16 protein-coding genes are annotated in these 17,465 nt (G+C 72.6%); 6 read left to right on the top strand and 10 right to left on the bottom strand.

Annotated elements, in window-relative coordinates:
• Window positions 1-122 precede the first annotated feature (122 nt).
• Entirely contained in the window at window positions 123-389 is a 267-nt protein-coding gene (locus FHU33_RS04460) for a WhiB family transcriptional regulator (RefSeq protein WP_170182547.1), read from the bottom strand.
• 333 nt (window positions 390-722) lie between these two features.
• On the opposite strand from FHU33_RS04460, the gene cofD reads away from it, so the two are divergent.
• The 4 genes from cofD (at window position 723) to rfbA (ending at window position 4,355) form a co-directional block, all read left to right on the top strand.
• Entirely contained in the window at window positions 723-1,673 is a 951-nt protein-coding gene (gene cofD / locus FHU33_RS04455) for a 2-phospho-L-lactate transferase (RefSeq protein ID WP_142024270.1), read from the top strand.
• Window positions 1,666-2,787 carry a coenzyme F420-0:L-glutamate ligase gene (locus tag FHU33_RS04450; RefSeq protein WP_142024269.1) on the top strand — a complete coding sequence of 374 codons (1,122 nt, stop codon included), beginning with the start codon at window positions 1,666-1,668 and terminating at the stop codon, window positions 2,785-2,787. Before cofD ends, FHU33_RS04450 begins: the two co-directional genes overlap by 8 nt.
• Before the next feature lie 9 nt (window positions 2,788-2,796).
• Window positions 2,797-3,405, top strand: coding sequence for a dTDP-4-dehydrorhamnose 3,5-epimerase family protein (locus FHU33_RS04445; protein ID WP_142024268.1), 609 nt, complete (start codon window positions 2,797-2,799; stop codon window positions 3,403-3,405).
• An 83-nt stretch (window positions 3,406-3,488) separates the two neighbouring features.
• The gene (rfbA, locus tag FHU33_RS04440; RefSeq protein ID WP_142024267.1) at window positions 3,489-4,355 is read left to right on the top strand and encodes a glucose-1-phosphate thymidylyltransferase RfbA; all 867 of its coding nucleotides are present in this window, start codon (window positions 3,489-3,491) and stop codon (window positions 4,353-4,355) included.
• Window positions 4,356-4,368: 13 nt separating this feature from the next.
• On the opposite strand, the gene FHU33_RS04435 is transcribed toward rfbA, so the two are convergent.
• The 4 genes from FHU33_RS04435 to FHU33_RS04420 form a co-directional block, all read right to left on the bottom strand.
• Window positions 4,369-5,187, bottom strand: a complete 819-nt coding sequence (locus tag FHU33_RS04435) for a DNA-3-methyladenine glycosylase family protein (protein WP_246063260.1) — start codon at window positions 5,185-5,187, stop codon at window positions 4,369-4,371.
• Window positions 5,188-5,337: 150 nt separating this feature from the next.
• On the bottom strand, window positions 5,338-6,108 hold the full coding sequence (locus tag FHU33_RS04430; RefSeq protein WP_142024265.1) for an SDR family NAD(P)-dependent oxidoreductase: 771 nt from the start codon (window positions 6,106-6,108) through the stop codon (window positions 5,338-5,340).
• A gap of 22 nt (window positions 6,109-6,130) precedes the next feature.
• A complete protein-coding gene (locus tag FHU33_RS04425) occupies window positions 6,131-7,213 on the bottom strand; it encodes a mannose-1-phosphate guanylyltransferase (protein WP_246063259.1) in 1,083 nt (360 codons plus the stop codon).
• Window positions 7,214-7,232: 19 nt separating this feature from the next.
• Window positions 7,233-8,168 carry a glycosyltransferase family 2 protein gene (locus tag FHU33_RS04420; RefSeq protein ID WP_142024263.1) on the bottom strand — a complete coding sequence of 312 codons (936 nt, stop codon included), beginning with the start codon at window positions 8,166-8,168 and terminating at the stop codon, window positions 7,233-7,235.
• A 146-nt stretch (window positions 8,169-8,314) separates the two neighbouring features.
• Between FHU33_RS04420 and glf the strand changes: the two genes are divergently transcribed.
• Both glf and FHU33_RS04410 read left to right on the top strand, forming a co-directional pair.
• On the top strand, window positions 8,315-9,502 hold the full coding sequence (gene glf / locus FHU33_RS04415; RefSeq protein WP_211354999.1) for a UDP-galactopyranose mutase: 1,188 nt from the start codon (window positions 8,315-8,317) through the stop codon (window positions 9,500-9,502).
• A 7-nt stretch (window positions 9,503-9,509) separates the two neighbouring features.
• Window positions 9,510-11,447, top strand: coding sequence for a glycosyltransferase (locus tag FHU33_RS04410; protein ID WP_142024261.1), 1,938 nt, complete (start codon window positions 9,510-9,512; stop codon window positions 11,445-11,447).
• Window positions 11,448-11,466: 19 nt separating this feature from the next.
• On the opposite strand, the gene glfT1 is transcribed toward FHU33_RS04410, so the two are convergent.
• The 5 genes from glfT1 to FHU33_RS04385 all read right to left on the bottom strand — a co-directional run bounded on the left by glfT1 (window position 11,467) and on the right by FHU33_RS04385 (window position 17,266).
• A complete protein-coding gene (gene glfT1 / locus FHU33_RS04405) occupies window positions 11,467-12,357 on the bottom strand; it encodes a galactofuranosyltransferase GlfT1 (protein ID WP_142024260.1) in 891 nt (296 codons plus the stop codon).
• Entirely contained in the window at window positions 12,354-13,127 is a 774-nt protein-coding gene (gene wzt, locus FHU33_RS04400) for a galactan export ABC transporter ATP-binding subunit Wzt/RfbE (RefSeq protein WP_142024259.1), read from the bottom strand. The genes glfT1 and wzt overlap by 4 nt, the downstream gene beginning before the upstream one ends.
• 20 nt (window positions 13,128-13,147) lie before the next feature.
• The gene (gene wzm, locus FHU33_RS04395; protein WP_246063258.1) at window positions 13,148-13,978 is read right to left on the bottom strand and encodes a galactan export ABC transporter permease subunit Wzm/RfbD; all 831 of its coding nucleotides are present in this window, start codon (window positions 13,976-13,978) and stop codon (window positions 13,148-13,150) included.
• An 88-nt stretch (window positions 13,979-14,066) separates the two neighbouring features.
• Window positions 14,067-16,748, bottom strand: a complete 2,682-nt coding sequence (locus tag FHU33_RS04390; RefSeq protein WP_142024258.1) for an LGFP repeat-containing protein — start codon at window positions 16,746-16,748, stop codon at window positions 14,067-14,069.
• Window positions 16,745-17,266 carry a hypothetical protein gene (locus tag FHU33_RS04385; RefSeq protein ID WP_142024257.1) on the bottom strand — a complete coding sequence of 174 codons (522 nt, stop codon included), beginning with the start codon at window positions 17,264-17,266 and terminating at the stop codon, window positions 16,745-16,747. Before FHU33_RS04385 ends, FHU33_RS04390 begins: the two co-directional genes overlap by 4 nt.
• Window positions 17,267-17,465: the final 199 nt, after the last annotated feature.

Here is a 17,465-nt window from a genome sequence, read left to right as displayed (position 1 = left end):
CGGGCACCGTCGGCGGCTGTGGGATGACCCGAGGGGTCAGGTCATGCTGTCTCGTTCTCGGGCGGCGGACCCGTCCTGGCCCCCGCCGGCTCCCGCCGCGAGCGGTGGGGCAGGGAGTGGTTTCAGACGGCGCGGCGACGCAGCCGGCGGCGCTCACGCTCGGACAGGCCGCCCCAGATGCCGAAGCGCTCGTCGTTGGCGAGCGCGTACTCCAGGCACTGCGCCTTGACCTCGCAGCCGGTGCAGATCTTCTTCGCCTCGCGGGTGGAGCCGCCCTTCTCGGGGAAGAACGCCTCGGGGTCGGTCTCGGCGCACAGCGCCTGCTCCTGCCACGACTGGGCGTCGGCCTCGGCACCGATGCCCAGCAGGCCGGCGATCCCCTGGCCCATGCCCTGGCTCGAGCCCTGGCCGGCGCCCGCCCCGAACCGGTCGGACCGGTCGTTGCCACTGACGTAGTCGCTCAACCACGAAACCTCGGCCATGTCGTTGCGTCCCCTCTCGCTCTTGTCCCGGTGCGCGGTCCCCGGGACGTTCCCGGACCGCCAAGCACTCGATGACATCGCCGGAATTACACGCGTGTCGTTGCCTGCCCGTCAACTTCGCCCGGTGTAAGCGACACGCCACAGCAGCCCCACCTGTACCAGGCGTTCGTCAGATCTCGTTCCAACTCCCGACACGCCCGTGGAACAGTCGACAACTGCCTATCGGGCACGATGTCTTTCGTGCAGATCGTCGTGCTGGCTGGTGGGACCGGAGGGGCTCGATTCCTGCGTGGGGTTCGCGCCGCCCGGCCGGAGGCGGAGATCACCGCCGTCGTCAACACCGGCGACGACGTGACATTGCACGGCCTGCGGATCTGCCCGGACCTCGACACCGTGATGTACACCCTCGGCGGAGGCATCGACGAGGAGCGGGGCTGGGGCCGGGCCGGCGAGAGCTGGACGGTCAAGGAGGAGCTCGCCGCCTACGGCGCCGACCCCGACTGGTTCGGCCTGGGCGACCGCGACGTGGCGACCCACCTCGTCCGCACCCGCATGCTCGACGCCGGCTATCCGCTGTCGGCGGTGACCGCGGCGCTCGCCGACCGCTGGCAGCCGGGTGTGACCCTGCTGCCGATGAGCGACCAGCGGGTCGAGACGCACGTCGTCGTTCCCGACCCGGAGTCGGACAGGCAGCGCGCGATCCACTTCCAGGAGTGGTGGGTTCGGCACCGCGCCGCCCTCGACCCGCGGGCCTTCGTCCAGATCGGGGTCGACGTGGCCCGCCCGGCCCCGGGTGTCGTCGAGTCCTTCGCCACGGCCGACGCCGTCCTGCTCGCGCCGTCGAACCCGGTGGTGTCGATCGGCACGATCCTCGGCGTCCCCGGCCTGCGCGCGGCGCTGCTCGCCTCCCCGGCCCGCATCGTCGGCGTCTCGCCCATCGTCGGAGGTGCCGTCGTCCGCGGGATGGCCGACCGCTGCCTGCCCGCCCTGGGCATCGAGGTCAGCGCCGAGGGCGTCGGCCGGCACTACGGCGCCCGGTCCGCCGAGGGCCTCCTCGACGCCTGGCTGGTGGCCCCCGACGACCCCGCGGACGTCCCGGGGGTCGACGTCCGGCAGGTGCCCCTGCTCATGTCCTCCCCCGAGGCCACCGCGGCGCTGGCCCGCGCCGCCCTCGATGCCGCCGATGGCTGAAGAAGGACCCCGTCCTGCCCACCCTTCGCAGGCTCAGGGTGGGGCCCGGGACGGGGCCGTTCCATCGGGTGTATCGATCCTGCCCGTCCACGGGCTACCCGAGTTCGCGCCGGACGACGACCTGGCGGCGGCGATCGCGGGCGCGGCGCCCTGGCTGGCCGACGGCGACGTCGTCGTCGTCACCTCCAAGGCGGTCTCCAAGGTGGAGGGCCGGCTCCTGCACGTGCCTCCCGGGGCCGACCGCGAGGCGGTCCGCCTGCAAGCGGTCGAGGACGAGGCGGTGCGCGTGGTGGCCCGCCGCGGACCCCTGGCGATCGTCCAGACCCGTCAGGGCTGGGTGGTGGCCGCCGCGGGCATCGACGCCTCGAACGTGCGCCAGGACGTCCTCGTGCTCCTCCCGGAGGACGCCGACGCCTCCGCCCGCCGCCTGCGCGACCGGCTCCGGGAGCTGCTCGGCGTCGGGGTCGCCGTGGTGGTGAGCGACACCTTCGGCCGGACCTGGCGCGAGGGGCTCACGGACGTGGCGGTCGGCTCGGCCGGGATCGCCGCGCTGACCGACCACCGGGGAGCGGTGGACGCCTGGGGCAACCGTCTGGAGACCACCCGCGTGGCGGTCGTCGACGAGCTCGCCTCCGCCGCGGACCTGGTCAAGGGGAAGCTGGCCGGGGTCCCCGTCGCGGTCGTCCGCGGGCTCCCGCCGGCACCGGCCGGCGAGGACGATCCGGGCACGCGGCCCCTCGTGCGGCTGCCGGCCGACGACCTCTTCCCCTACGGCGCGCGCGACCTCGTCCGCGCCCGGGAGCCGGGCGCCGAACTGGTCCCGCGGGCCGGCGAGCTCTCCGCGGCGGCCTCCGCCTTCCGCGTCGCCAGCGCCGCCCTCCCGGAGTTCCCGGTGGTCCTCCGCCACGGGGGCGAGGGCGACGGCGTCATCGACGTCCACCTCACCGACACCCCGAACCTGACGACGGCGCTGAACCTGGGCGCCCTGCTCGGCGCGGCGATCGTGCAGCTGCACGCCGAGGGATGGGCGACCCGCTGGGAGCCCGTCGGGACGCCCGGCGGCTCCTCACTCGTCGGGAGGTTGTGGCTCGGCACCCTCCCGGCGGTTCTATAACGTCGGCACGTGCAGATCCGCGAACTCGCCGTCCCGGACAGCTACGTGCTGGACCTCGTGCCGCACGGGGACGCCCGCGGACGCTTCACCGAGTGGTACCGCGCCGACGTGCTCGCCGAGGCCACCGGCTTCGCGCTCACCCTGGCCCAGGCCAACCACAGCGTGTCCGCCCGCGGCGCCCTGCGCGGGGTGCACTTCGCGCTCGTCCCGCCCGGCCAGGCGAAGTACGTGTACTGCCCCTCGGGCAAGGTCCTCGACGTGGTCGTGGACATCCGCCTCGGCTCGCCGACGTTCGGCGTCCACGACTCGGTCCTGCTCGACAGCGCCGAGCCGCGTGCGGTCTACCTCGCCGAGGGGCTGGGCCACGCCTTCGTCTCGCTGACGGACCACAGCTCGGTCACCTACCTGGTGTCCACGGGCTACTCCCCCGGCCGCGAGTTCGGCGTCGACCCGATGGACCCCGAGCTGGACCTGCCGTGGCCCTCCGGCCTCGAGTTCGAGTTCTCGGCCAAGGACCGGGCCGCCCCGACGCTCGCCGAGGCCCAGGAGTCGGGTCTGCTGCCGACGATGGAGCAGTGCGCGGCGCGGTACGCCGAACTGCGCGCGCTGTCCTCCTGAGGGCCGGCTGACCGGTCCCTCCTTCTGGGGAGGGCCCAGTTCAGCGCGGCGGACGCGACGCGTTCCCCCGATACGGTGACGCGGTGCGAGGCATCATTCTGGCGGGCGGGACCGGGAGCCGGCTGTTCCCCATCACCCAGGCCGTGAGCAAGCAGCTCATGCCCGTGTACGACAAGCCGATGATCTACTACCCGCTCTCGACGCTGATGATGGCCGGCGTCCGCGAGGTGCTGATCATCACCACGCCCGGCGACCAGGCCGCCTTCCGCGCGCTGCTCGGGGACGGCGCCCGGTTCGGCATGCGCATCGAGTACGCCGTCCAGCCGCACCCCGAGGGGCTGGCGCAGGCCTTCCTCATCGGGGCGGACTTCCTCGACGGCGAGCCCGCGGCCCTCGTGCTCGGCGACAACATCTTCTACGGCGCCGGACTGGGCACCGCCCTCAGCCGGCTCCCCTCCCCGGCCGGCGGGCACGTCTTCGCCTACCACGTTTCCAACCCGCGGGAGTACGGCGTCGTGGAGTTCGACACCGACGGCCGGGTGCTCTCCATCGAGGAGAAGCCGGCCCGGCCCAAGAGCTCCTTCGCGGTGCCGGGGCTGTACTTCTACGCCGGCGACGTCGTCGAGGTGGCCCGCGGCATCAGCCCCAGCGCCCGGGGCGAGCTGGAGATCACCGCGGTCAACGAGCACTACCTGCGCGAGGGGCGGCTGACCGTCACGGCGCTGGACCGGGGCACCGCCTGGCTGGACACCGGCACGTTCGCCTCGCTGCGCCAGGCCACCGAGTTCGTCTCGGTGGTCGAGGAACGGCAGGGGCTCAAGATCGGCTGCATCGAGGAGGTCGCCTGGCGCAACGGCTGGCTCGACGACGACGGGCTGCGGCGCGCGGCCGAGCCGCTGGGCAAGAGCGGTTACGGCGACTACCTGCTCGCGCTCCTGCACGGGCTCTGAGCGGTCCCGAGGGTCAGATCGACCGGTAGTCCGTCGGCGCGAAGCGCGGCCCGTGCCGCGGGCGGCGCGGACCGCCGGCCAGCAGCAGGCGGACCACGCGCTGCCGGTGGCCCCGCCAGGGCTCCAGCAGTTCGAGCATGCCCGCGTCGTCGGTGTTCCTCCGACCTGCCAGAGCCCAGCCCACGACGTTCTTCAGGTGGTAGTCCCCCACGCTCACCGTGTCGGGGCAGCCGAGGGTCCGCTGGACCACCTCGGCCGCCGTCCAGACCCCGATGCCGGGTATCGAGCACAGCCGCCGCTGCAGCGCGGCCGAGTTCCCGGCCACCTCCGGCTCGAGTCGCGACGCGACGGACGCCACCGCCCGCAGCGCCCGCCGGCGGGCCCCGTCCAGGCCGCAGCGGTGCCACTCCCAGTCGGTGACGTCCAGCACCCGTGACGCCGACGGGAGCACCCGCATCCCGTCGGGGGCTGGTCCCGGCGCCGGCGCACCGGCCAGGCGCAACAGGTCCCGCCACACCCGGTTGGCCTCGACGACGGTCACCTTCTGCTCCAGGACCGCGGGCACGAGCGCATCCCAGGTGCGGCCCGTGCGACCCAGCCGCAGCCACCGCGTCGTGCGGTGCAGCTCGGCGACCACGGGGTGGCCGGAGGGGTCGAAGCCGTCGGTGCGGTCGGCGGCGCCCAGCCATTCGGGCACCGTCGCCCCGGCACGCTCGGCCCCCGGCCCCCACGCCGTGATCTGGACCGTGCCGGCTCCGAGGGCGATCCGCACGGTGGCCGGGCCGTCGTCGGTCGTCGTGGTCCGCCAGATCCCGTCGGCCGCCACCCGCATGGTCGGGTCCCCGATGCCGCGGCGGTGCGGGCCCAGTGCCCGCGCGAGGTCCAGCGGCCAGTCCGGCGTCCAGGCGGACTCGAACGCCGCAGTAACCGAGGACAGCGTGACGGTGTTCAGGACGTTCCCCCGGGTGCAGCGGTCAGGCGGTCACTTCGGTGCCATGCGCAGCGCGCCGTCCATCCGGATGACCTCGCCGTTGAGGTAGCCGTGCGTGACGATGGCGAGCGCCAGCTCCGCGAAGTCCTCGGGACGGCCGAGGCGCTTGGGGAAGGGTATGCCCGCCGACAGCGCCGTCCGCGCCTCCTCGGGGAGGCTGCCCAGCAGCGGCGTGTCGACCAACCCGGGGGCGATCGTGCAGACCCGGACGCCGACGCTGGAGAGGTCCCGCGCCGCCGGGAGGGTCATCCCGACGATCCCGCCCTTGGACGCCGCGTAGGCGACCTGCCCGATCTGCCCGTCGTAGGCCGCGATCGAGGCGGTGTTCACGACGACGCCACGCTCGCCGTCCTCGCCCGGCTCGGTGGCCGACATCGCCGCCGCCGCCAGCCGGAGCACGTTGAAGGTGCCGACGAGGTTGACCATCACCGTCCTCGTGAACGCGCCGAGGTCGTGCGCCTCGCCGCCGCGCCCCACGGTGCGCTGGGCCCAGCCGATGCCGGCGCAGTTGACCGCGATCCGCAACGGCCGGTCCTTGCCGGTCGCCTCGGCGATCGCGGCCTGGACGGACGCCTCGTCGGTGACGTCGGTCCGGACGAAGGTGGTGTGCCCACCCAGCTCCGCGGCCAGCGCCTGCCCGCGCTCCTCCTGCAGGTCGAGGATCGTCACGGCCGCCCCCCGGGCGGCCAGGGCCCGGCTGGTGGCCGCACCGAGCCCGGAGGCTCCTCCACTGACAACGGCTGCGACGTCGAAGCTCTTCATGCGCGGAGGCTAGCGACCGGACTCAGCCGAACCGGGGGCCGTACCGTTCCTCGACGACGGCCAGCAGCTGCTTGACCCGCTCGGCGTCGGACACGGGGCAGACCATCGTCACGTCGGCGGTGTGGACGACGACGCTGTCGTGGACGCCGACGAGGGCCACGAGATGGTCGGGGTCGTCATTGAAGACGACGTTGCCGGAGGCGTCGACCAGCACGGAGGGGCCACGGACGGCGTTGCCGGCCCCGTCGGTCTCGAGCGTGTGGGCCAACGCCGGCCAGGAGCCGACGTCGAGCCAGTCGACGTCGAGGTCGGCGACGAGCACCCGACCCGGCTCGGCGGCGGCCGGCTCCAGGACGGCGTAGTCGACGCTGATCTTCGGCAGCGTGGGGAACACCTGGCCCAGGACGCGCTCGCGCTCCGGGCCGGCCGGCGCGGCGACGATCCGCGCCAGCCCCTCGGCGGACTCCGGCAGGTGGTCGGCCAGGGCGTCGAGGACCGTCCGGGCGCGCCAGACGAACATGCCCGAGTTCCACAGGTACCCCCCGTCGGCGACGTAGGCCTCCGCGGTCGCCCGGTCGGGCTTCTCGCGGAACGACGCGGCCTCGGCGACCCCGGCCACCTCCGTGGCGGCGCCACGCTGGACGTATCCGAAGCCGGTGGCCGGCGAGGCCGGCGGAATGCCGAGGGTCACCAGGGCATCCGGGCGGGCGGCGAGCGCCCGGTAGGCCGTCTCCAGCACGGCGGCGAACCGCTCGACCGGCCGGATGACGTGGTCGGCGCTGACCACGGCGAGCTCGGCGTCCGGGTCGACGTCGGCCACCAGCGCAGCGGTCAGCCCGACGGCGTTGGCGGTGTCCCGGGCGACCGGCTCCAGGACCAGCCGGTCGGCGCCCAGCTCCGGCAGCGCCGCGCGTACCTGCTCGCCGTAGCGGGCGGCCGTGCAGACCCAGATCTGTTCCGCCGGCAGCACCGCCGCCAGGCGGGTGAACGCCTCCACCAGGAGGCTGTGGGCGCCGCCGTCGGCGTCGTGCACCACGTCGAGCAACTGCTTGGGCCGCTGGGCGCGCGAGAGCGGCCACAGCCGCGTCCCGGATCCGCCAGCCATGATCACCGCGTGTCGCACGTCAGTTCTCCGTCGGCTCGGCGGCCACGCGCCCGGCGAGCTCGCCGGCCCGGCGCTGGAAGCGGGCTCCGGCGGCCACCCGGCCGCTGACGTAGGAGACGAGCATGCGGGCACCCAGCCCGGCCCGGAAGGCCGCGCGCAGCGGCGCATGCCGCCGCAGGGGGTACTGGTGGGAGAGGTAGCGCAGCGCGCTGGTGTGGTGCACCCGCTGCATGCGGTGCGGCTCCCGCCGAGTGGCGTGCCCGCCCTCGTGCTCGACCACGGCGGTAGGCACGTAGACGTGCAGCCACCCACGGCGGGTGAGCCGTTCGGCGAGGTCGACGTCCTCGAAGTACATGAAGTAGCCGGCGTCGAAGCCCCCGACCGACCAGAAGGCCTCGAGGTCGACCAGCAGGCAGGAGCCGCTCAGCCAGCCTGCGGGGCGCTCCCGCGGCGTCTCCCGCTCCCGGCGGTACCGCGCCGTCCACGGGTTGCTCGGCCACGCCCAGCCCAGCAGCGCGTGCCCGGCGCCGGTGGACAGGCGTGGCAGGTCTCGGGCAGACGGGTACAGCTCCCCGTCGGGGGTCATGATCGCCGGCCCGAGCGTGGCGGCTCGCGGCCACCGGTCGGCCGCGGCGAGCAGCTCGTCGACCGAGCCCGGAGCGAAGCGCAGGTCGGGGTTGGCGATCAGCGCCCGTCCGGTGCGCAGGTCGGCCAGCCCGGCGTTCGCCGCGGCCCCGTAGCCGATGTTGCCGCCGGTGCGCAGCACCCGGACGTGCGGGTGGCGCGCTGCGGCCCGATCGGGCGCCCCGTCGGTGGAGCCGTTGTCGGCGAGCACCACCTCGACCGGCCGCGAGGTGGCCTGCGCCAGCGAGTCCACGAAGTCCACGAGCGTGGCGCCGGGTGAGTAGGTGACCGCGACGACGCGCAGCGGGGCGGGATCGGTCGGAGTGGTCACGCACAGACCCTAGGCAGTCCCGTCGAGCACCGCGGAGCGCCTCGCTGGGTGACCCCTGGGGTTCGTGTGACGGAACGGACCCCCACGAACCCGGAACCCCGTCGCGTTGTCGTGCCGCCCGCTCGGCACAGGTACCGTCGATGCCCGTGACCGTCACAGCACCTGATCTCGTCGTCGTCGGCTCCGGATTCTTCGGACTCACGGTCGCGGAGCGCGTCGCCAGCCAGCTCGACAAGCGGGTGCTGGTCATCGATCGCCGCGACCACATCGGCGGCAACGCGTACTCCGCGCCTGAGCCGGAGACCGGCATCGAGGTGCACGTGTACGGGGCGCACCTGTTCCACACGTCCAACGAGCGGGTCTGGCAGTACGTCAACCAGTTCACCGAGTTCACGAGCTACCAGCACCGGGTCTTCAGCATCTACCAGGGCAAGACCTACTCCCTGCCGATCAACCTGGCCACCATCTGCCAGTACTTCGACCGCAGCTTCTCCCCCGGCGAGGCGCGGGCGCTGGTCGCGGAGCAGGCCGGGGAGATGGACACCGCGGAGGCCGCCAACCTCGAGGAGAAGGCGATCTCGCTGATCGGCCGTCCGCTCTACGAGGCGTTCATCCGGGGCTACACCAAGAAGCAGTGGCAGACGGACCCGACCGACCTGCCCGCGGCGGTGATCGCCCGGCTGCCGGTGCGCTACACCTTCGACAACCGGTACTTCAACGACACCTACGAAGGTCTGCCCAAGGACGGGTACACCGCCTGGCTGACCCGCATGGCCGAGCACCCGAACATCGAGGTCCGGCTCTCCACCGACTACTTCGACGTCCGTGACGAGCTGCCCCGCGACGTGCCCACCGTGTTCACCGGCCCCATCGACAAGTACTTCGACTACGAGGCCGGCGAGCTCGGGTGGCGGACGCTCGACTTCGAGCAGGAGGTCCTGCCGATCGGCGACTTCCAGGGGACGTCGGTCATGAACTACGCGGACGAGGACGTGCCCTACACCCGGATCCACGAGTTCCGGCACTTCCACCCCGAGCGGGACTACCCCGACGACAAGACCGTCGTCGTGCGCGAGTACTCGCGCTTCGCCCAGTCCGGCGACGAGCCGTACTACCCGATCAACACCGCGGAGGACCGGGCGAAGCTCGAGCGGTACCGCGAGCTGGCGGCGAAGGAGGCGGCGGAGAAGCACGTGCTCTTCGGAGGCCGCCTCGGCACGTACAAGTACCTGGACATGCACATGGCGATCGGTTCGGCGCTCACCATGTTCGACAACCGCATCCGCCCGCACTTCGACCAGGGCGCGTCGCTCGACGGCCGCCTCGAGGACTGATCCCACGATGACGAGCACCACGGCCCCCGGCCCCACGGTCGACGCGGACGCCGATCAGCGGCCCACCCCGGCGGTCACCCTGCTGCAGCGGGTGCTGATGCCGCGCCTCGACGACCCCCGCAACGTGCGCAGCCTGTACGTCGACGAGAGCCTGGCACGCACCCTGCGGGTGGACAGCCGCGCCACCGCGCACCTGCTCGGCGGGGACCAGGTCTCCTTCGCCACCTACTTCAACGCCTTCCCCGCGGCCTACTGGCGCCGCTGGACGTCGGTGCCGTCGGTGGTACTGCGCCTGCGCCTGTCCGGCTCCGGCCGGGTCGACGTCTACCGGTCGAAGGCGGACGGCGACATCGTGCACGTCACCGCCTCCGCGGTCGGCGGCACCGACCAGGAGGTGGAGTTCCAGCTCGACCTGACCCCGTTCATCGACGGCGGCTGGTACTGGTTCGACCTGGTCGCCGACAGCGAGCTGACGATCGTGGAGGCCGGCTGGTACGCCGACCACGAACCGCTGCGCGAGGGCCGGCTGTCCGTCGGCATCTGCACCTTCAACAGGCCGGGCGACTGCACCGCCGCCATGGCGACGATCGCCGCGGACCCGGTCGTGAGCGCTCAGCTCTCCGCCGTGGTCGTGGCCGACCAGGGCAACCGCAAGGTTCGCGACGACGCCGGCTACGCGGAGGTCGCCGCGCTGCTGGGCGACCGGCTGCACCTGGTCGAGCAGGGCAACCTCGGCGGCAGCGGCGGGTTCGCGCGGGCCATGTACGAGACGCTGGAGCGGACCGACGCCACCCACCTGCTCTTCCTCGACGATGACGTGCAGCTCGAGGCCGACAGCCTGCACCGGGCGCTGACCTTCAGCCGTTTCACCGACCAGCCGGTCCTCGTCGGTGGCCAGATGCTCGCGCTGCAGGACCGCTCCGTGCTGCACACCATGGGCGAGGTCGTCGACCGGCACAGCTTCCTCTACCGGCCGGCCGCCTACGCCGTCACCGGCCACAACTTCGCCGAGCAGTCGCTGCGGGAGACCCGGCAGCTGCACCGGCGGGTCGACGTCGACTACAACGCCTGGTGGATGTGCCTGATCCCCCGGGAGGTGCCGGAGAAGCTCGGCCTGCCGCTGCCGCTGTTCATCAAGTGGGACGACGCCGAGTACGGTCTCCGGGCCAAGGCGGCCGGCTACCCCACAGTCACGCTGCCCGGTGCGGCGATCTGGCACCTCGCCTGGACCGACAAGGACGACGTCAGTGACTGGCAGGCCTACTTCTTCGCCCGCAACCGGCTGATCGTCGCGGCGCTGCACAGCCCGCACACCGATGGCGGCGGCATCCCGCGCAGCAGCATCCTCGCCGACCTCAAGCATCTGCTGAAGCTGGAGTACTCCGCCGTCGCCCTGCACCTGAAGGCCTACGAGGACTTCCTCGCCGGGCCCTCGTCGGTCTTCTCGGCACTGCCCACCGCGCTCGGCGACGTCCGCGCCGAGCAGTCCCGCTTCCCCGACAGCCGGGTGGTGACGGCGCGCTCGGAGATCCCCGAGCCCGAGCTCGACGCGGTCGTGGCCGAGGCCATGGCCCAGCCACCGGTCGGCAAGCGGGCGATCCTCTCCTCGGCGGTGCGCGGACTGCGGCACAGCCTCCGGCCGGCCGGCGAGGCCCGGGACCGGCCGCAGGTCCAGCTTCCGGCCCAGGACGCCCAGTGGTACGTGCTGGCGCGGCTCGACAGCGTCGCCGTGGGCACCGCGGACGGCCGCGGAGTCACCCTGCGGCAGCGGGATCCGGCCGCCTTCCGTGACCTGCTGCGTCGCTCGGTGCGGCTGAACCGCGAGATCGTGAAGCGCTTCCCCGAGCTGTCGGACCGGTACCGGGCCGCGTACGGGGACCTGACCTCGCGGGAGAACTGGCGGGCGGCCTTCGTCGCCAGCGGGGGCGACGTCAGCGGAAGCTGAGCGGTACGGCAGGGGCCCCTCAGGGGCGGGTGAACCGCTCCCGGCGCCCCTGCCGTACCAGGCCGAACCAGGTGCGCAGACCGCGCAGGTCCCGTCGCGCCAGGAAGAACCACGAGAAGCGCACGAGCTCCAGCGGGAAGAGCCAGCGCATCCCCGGCTGGGCCATCAGGTAGCCGCGGTTGCGGTAGGTGAAGAACCGCTTGGTCTCGTCCGCCGGGTACTGCGCCGACAGCCGCCCACCGGCGATGGGCAGGAACTCGTCGGTTCCTTCCGGGTGCAGGTACGCCGCTCGCAGGCAGGTGCCGAACCGCAGCCCGGAGCGGACCAGTCGCCGGTGCACCTCCGTCTCGTCGCCACGCAGGAACAGCCGGTAGTCCGGCACGCCGACGACCTCCAGCGCGTCCGCGCGGAACAGCGCGCCGTTGAACAGGGAGGCGTACCGGGGCAGCAGGTCCATCCCGGCGAAGTCGGCGAGGGTCCGCCGCCAGCGCAGGCCGCGACGCAGCGGGAAGGCCAGCCGGGTCGGGTCCGCCTTGTCCACGACCGCCGGTGACACCTCGGCGAGGTCGTGGGTCGCCGCGCAGTCCAGGAGCGTGGCCAGGACCGACTGGTCGGCCGGTCGCCCGTCGTCGTCGGCGCACCACACCCAGTCGGCGCCGCGGGCCAGGGCCGTGAGCATGCCGAGGGCGAAGCCGCCGGCGCCGCCCAGGTTGTGCCGTGACGGCAGGTAGGTCACCGGGAGGCCGGAGGCACGGACGACGTCCTCGGTCTCGCGGTCCGGGCCGTTGTCGACGACGACGACGTGCTGGACGGGACGCGACTGTCCGCCGAGGGCCGCGAGGCTCTCGGCCAGCAGGTCCGGTCGCTGCCGGGTGACCACGACCGCCACGACGACGTCGTCGACGCTCACGCGCTGCTCGCGGGCGCGCTGTCGAGGAACGGGTCCCGGCCCTTGTAGGCGGTCAGCACCGCGCGCAGCTCACCCTGCTGCTTCACCCGGCCGTGCTCCATCCAGATGGCGGTGGTGCACAGCTGCCGCAGGAACTCGTCGGAGTGCGACGCGAAGACCAGCAGGCCGGCACGCTGCACCAGCTCGGCGAGCCGGTCCTTAGCCTTGGCGAGGAAGGCCGCGTCGACCGCCCCGATCCCCTCGTCGAACAGCAGGATCTCCGGGTCGATGCTGGTCACCACCCCGAGGGCGAGACGGACCCGCATGCCGGTGGAGTAGGTGCGCAACGGCATGGCGAGGAAGTCACCGAGCTCGGTGAAGTCGGCGATCTCGTCGACCCGGGCCTCCATCTGCTTGCGCGTCATCCCGAGGAACAGCCCGCGGATCATGATGTTCTCGTAGCCGGAGATCTCCGGGTCCATCCCGACCCCGAGGTCGAACACCGGAGCGACCCGGCCCTCGATCGTGGCGGAGCCGCGAGTTGGCTCGTAGATGCCCGACAGCAGTCGCAGCAGGGTCGACTTCCCGGCCCCGTTGTGACCGACCAGTGCGACCCGGTCACCCTCCTCGATGGTGATGTCGATGTCGTGCAGCGCCTCGATCACCGGCACCTTGCGCTCGGAGCTGATGTTGCCGCCGACGACGCCGAGCACCGCCTTCTTCAGCGAACGCGTCTTGGCGTCGAAGATGGGGAAGTCGACGCTCGCCCCACGCGTCTCGATCCGGACCATGCTTCCTCCTCTCCCGCCGCTCAGACCCAGTAGGACACGCGCGCGCGGTAGCGGCGCAGCGCCCACAGGGTGATGAGCCAGCCGATGACCGTGATGGCGAGGACGACGTACCAGTGACGCCACACCTGCTCCTGGCCGAGCATCGGCCGCCGGATGAACTCGATGAAGTGCAGCGCCGGGTTGATCTCCGCCCACCGGGCCCGCTCGGCGATGGCCGGGTTCTCGCTGTTGAGGAAGTCCTCGTAGATCCACACGATCGGCGTGAGGAAGAAGGTCAGCTGGACGATGCTGCCCACGATCGGGTTCAGGTCGCGGAAACGGGCGCTGGCCATGCCCAGGAACAGCGCGACCCAGGCGCCGTTGAGCGCGATCAGCACGAAGGCCGGGATGGCGAGCAGGCTCGACCAGTCGAGATCCTGCGGGAAGATCAGGAGCATCACCGCGTAGACGATCAGGTTGTGCGCGAACAGCAGGCTCTGCCGCCAGACCAGCCGGTACACGTGCACCGAGATGGGCGCCGGGAGGTGCTTGATCAGCCCCTCGTTGGCGATGAAGACGTCGGCACCCTCGATGATGCAGCCGGAGATGAACGCCCAGACGATGAATCCGACCAGGATGTAGGGGAGCTGGTCCTCGAGTGCGTTGCCGAAGAGGCCGGCGTAGAGGATGCCCAGCGCGACCGCGGTGACCGCCATGCTGATGGTGATCCAGATCGGTCCGAGCACGGACCTCCGGTACCGCTGACGGATGTCCTGCCAGCCCAGGTGTCCCCAGAGCTGGCGCTGCCGCCACCCGACCCTCAGGTCGTCGAGTGCGCGGCCCATCGGGGTCGCCGTCCTGAGAGTTGCCACGACGAAGCAGGTTACCTTCCCTCATCGGCCCGTCCCGGGCCGCAACCCGCTGCCCACCCGAGGGGCGGGCAGCGGGCTCACCGGAGTTTCAGCCGGTGATCTGACCGTCCTGGAAGTCGTTGCGCGAGCCGCCCGGGACGGCGTAGGTGTCCGACACCGGCCAGCCGTAGGTGGACGCGGGCCCGCCGGCGCTGCGGTAGGTGGAGAGCACCGCGCTCGTGACCACCCGGGCGCCGGTCGCCTCGGACCAGTAGACCGCCCCGCCGGAGAAGTCCACGACGAGACCGGTGGTGCCGGCGGTGCCCGCGACCGTCGTGACGTCGGTCGTCGGGAAGCCCAGCGGGCCGGTGATGCCGCCCGTGGCCCACCACGCCGTCCGCAGCGCGCCGTACACCGAGTGCGTGCCGGTCGCTGCCGAGGAGTAGATCGAGACCTTCTGCGCCGCCAGCGCGGTGCCACCGGTCACCGGCCCCTGGTCGGCGATCGGGAAGCCCAGCGCCGCCGGACCCCCCTGTGCCTCGTAGTAGGCCAGGATGTCGCCCTGCACCATGCGCCCACCGGTGGCCGTCGACCAGTAGACCGCACCGCCGGAGAAGTTCCCGACCAGACCGTCCACGCCGGCGGTCACGCCGACGTCGGCGGTCGGGAAGCCCAGCGGGCCGGTGATGCCGCCCGTGGCCCACCAGGCCGTCCGCACGCCGCCGTGCACCGAGTGCGTGCCGGTCGCTGCCGAGGAGTAGATCGAGACCTTCTGCGCCGCCAGCGCGGTGCCACCGGTCACCGGCCCCTGGTCGGCGATCGGGAAGCCCAGCGCCGCCGGACCCCCCTGTGCCTCGTAGTAGGCCAGGATGTCGCCCTGCACCATGCGCCCACCGGTGGCCGTCGACCAGTAGACCGCACCGCCGGAGAAGTTCCCGACCAGACCGTCCACGCCGGCGGTCACGCCGACGTCGGCGGTCGGGAAACCCAGCGGGCCGGTGATGCCGCCCGTGGCCCACCAGGCCGCCCGCACGCCGCCGTGCACCGCATGGGTGCCGGTGGACGCCGAGGAGTAGATCGAGACCTTCTGCGTCGCCAGCGCCGAGCCCCCGGTCACCGGCCCCTGATCGGCGGTCGGGAAGCCCAGCGCCGCCGGCCCCCCCTGTGCCTCGTAGTAGGCCAGGATGTCGCCCTGCACGACGTGTGCGCGGGTGCTCTTCGACCAGTAGACCGAGCCGGTTCCGAACTCGGTGACCCGTCCCCCCGCGACGGCGACGCTGTCGGCGGTCGGGAACCCGAGCGGGCCGCTGACGCCGCCCGTGGCCCACCACGTGCGCAGCGCCTCCGCGGTGACCGCCCGGGCCCCGGTCGACGCCGACGAGTAGATGGACCCGCCCTGGAACGCCGCCGCCTGACCGCCGGGGACCGGGCCCAGCGAACTGATCGGGAAGCCGAGGGGACCGGTGGTCACACCGGTGGCCCAGTACCGGGAGAGCACGGGACCGGAGAGCCAGTGCGCTCCCGTCCCCGCCGACCAGTAGACCGAGCCGCCCGAGAAGGCGGTCGCCCGCCCGCCGGCCACGGGGGCGCTGTCGGCGATGGGGAAGCCCAGCGGGCCGGAGACCCCACCGCTGTTCCACCAGGCGGCGAGCATGTCCTTGGTGACCACGCGGGCCCCGGTGGCCGAGGACCAGTAGATCGAGCCGCCCTGGAACGCCGTCGCGGCTCCCCCGGTGATGTTCCCGGAACTGGCGATCGGATAGCCGAGCGGGCCGCCCACCGCGCCGTTGTTCCAGTACGCGCCGAGCGAGGGCCCGGTGACGTACGCGGCGCCGGACGCCGGCGACCAGTAGATCGAGCCCTGCGTGTAGGCCCGGGCACAGCCGCTGCTGGGCAGACCGCACTGGGTCGCCGCCACCGGATCGCCGATCGCCGTCGAGCCGCCCAGCGCCTTGTACGTCAGGTTGATCGCGCCGCTGCCCGATGACTGGGTCGAGCCGAACCAGTCGGTGAAGTAGCTGAAGAAGTTGCGGTTGCCGTACGCCGAGCAGCTGTCGCCTTCGCCGTAACCGGCATTGAGCGCCGCGACGTTCGGGACGTAGGGCGTGTAGTTGTACAGCGCGGCGGTGGCGCCGTTCTGGATGTAGACCGACTGCCGCCCGCAGTCGTTGTGCGGGTGGTACAGGATGTCGTTCACCACGCCGGCGCGGTAGCTGTACTTGCTCGGGTTGGTCACGTACCGGCGGAACTGGGAAGCGGCGCTGTAGAGCTGGTTCTGCAGCCCGTAGTACTGGGTGTCGCAGGCCGCCGTGTCCGGGCAGCCGTAACCCATCGCCTTGTCGTACTTGCCCTGGGTCGGGCTGGTGGCGGTGACCAGACCCTGCTCCTTCTGCAAGGTGACCAGCAGTACCTGCGGGTTCACGCCGCAGGCCTGCGCCACCTTCCAGATGATCGAGGCCGCGGACTCCGACGCCAGGCCCGCGTAGCCGCCGGGGCAGTACTGGGTGGCCGACTTGCTGAACGTGCCGGAGTGGTACGCACTCAGACAGAGGCTGCCGGCCGTGCAGCGGGTGCCCTTCGCGTCGAGGAACGCCTGGACCTGGACAGCGGACATCGCGCCGGAGTCGAAGAAGATCTGGTCGGTGATGATGTTGCCGGGGTCGAACTCGCTCAGGTCGGCCGCCCGGGCCGGCGAGGTCCCCGCGGTCGGGCCGATGACGAGCAGGGTGGCGGCGGTCAGCGCCCCGAGTGTCCACCGCAGCAGCACCCGGGCACGGTTCATGGGCCTCATGCCGACACCTCCACGGTGGTGTCAGCGACGCCGAGCGACTCGCCCGCGGGAGAGACGTAGGTGACCGTCGCCGTCCAGGAGCCGGAACCGAGGTCGGCGAACGGCACGAGCAGCTGCCCGCAGGTGGTGGTGGAGGCGTCGGCACGAGCTTCCGTCGCGGTCGTGACCGACCGGCCCGCCTGCTGGAGCACCAGGATGCACTCGCCCCCGTTCTCGATGATGCCGGCGACCAGCGCGCCGACGGCCACGCCGCCCTCCGCCTCGTCCGCCACGGCGTACGTGATGCGGACGTCGGCGCCGGAGGGGGTGGCGGTATCGGTGGCCACGTCGGCCGGATCCTCCGGCGGCGGGTTCACGACGGTGTAGGGGACTCCGTCGGTCGGGGCTCCGTGGAACGCGTCGTCGGCGACGGCCGCGGGCACGTCGGCCTGCGACCGGACGACGAGGTACCCGGCCACCGCCGCACCGGCTACCGCGACCGCGCCGACTGCGATCAGCCCCACCCGCGGGCTAGACATCGGCGCCACCCCGAGTCGTCGAGGTGGCCGGGCCGGGTGCGGGTGCGACGGGCGGACGCCGGTCCGCGAGGGCGAAGTGCACGAGTGTTCCTCCCGGTGCGGCCGCCGGGAAGAGAGGCGGCCGTCGACTGAGTGAACCTTCTGTATCGACCACCCAGCGGGAGTGTTGAGTCGGGTGGGACGACTGGCGTCCACCGGT

Source organism: Blastococcus colisei (genome assembly GCF_006717095.1).
Taxonomy (GTDB): Bacteria; Actinomycetota; Actinomycetes; order Mycobacteriales; family Geodermatophilaceae; genus Blastococcus_B; species Blastococcus_B colisei.
This window is presented reverse-complemented; position numbering and strand designations above follow the sequence as displayed.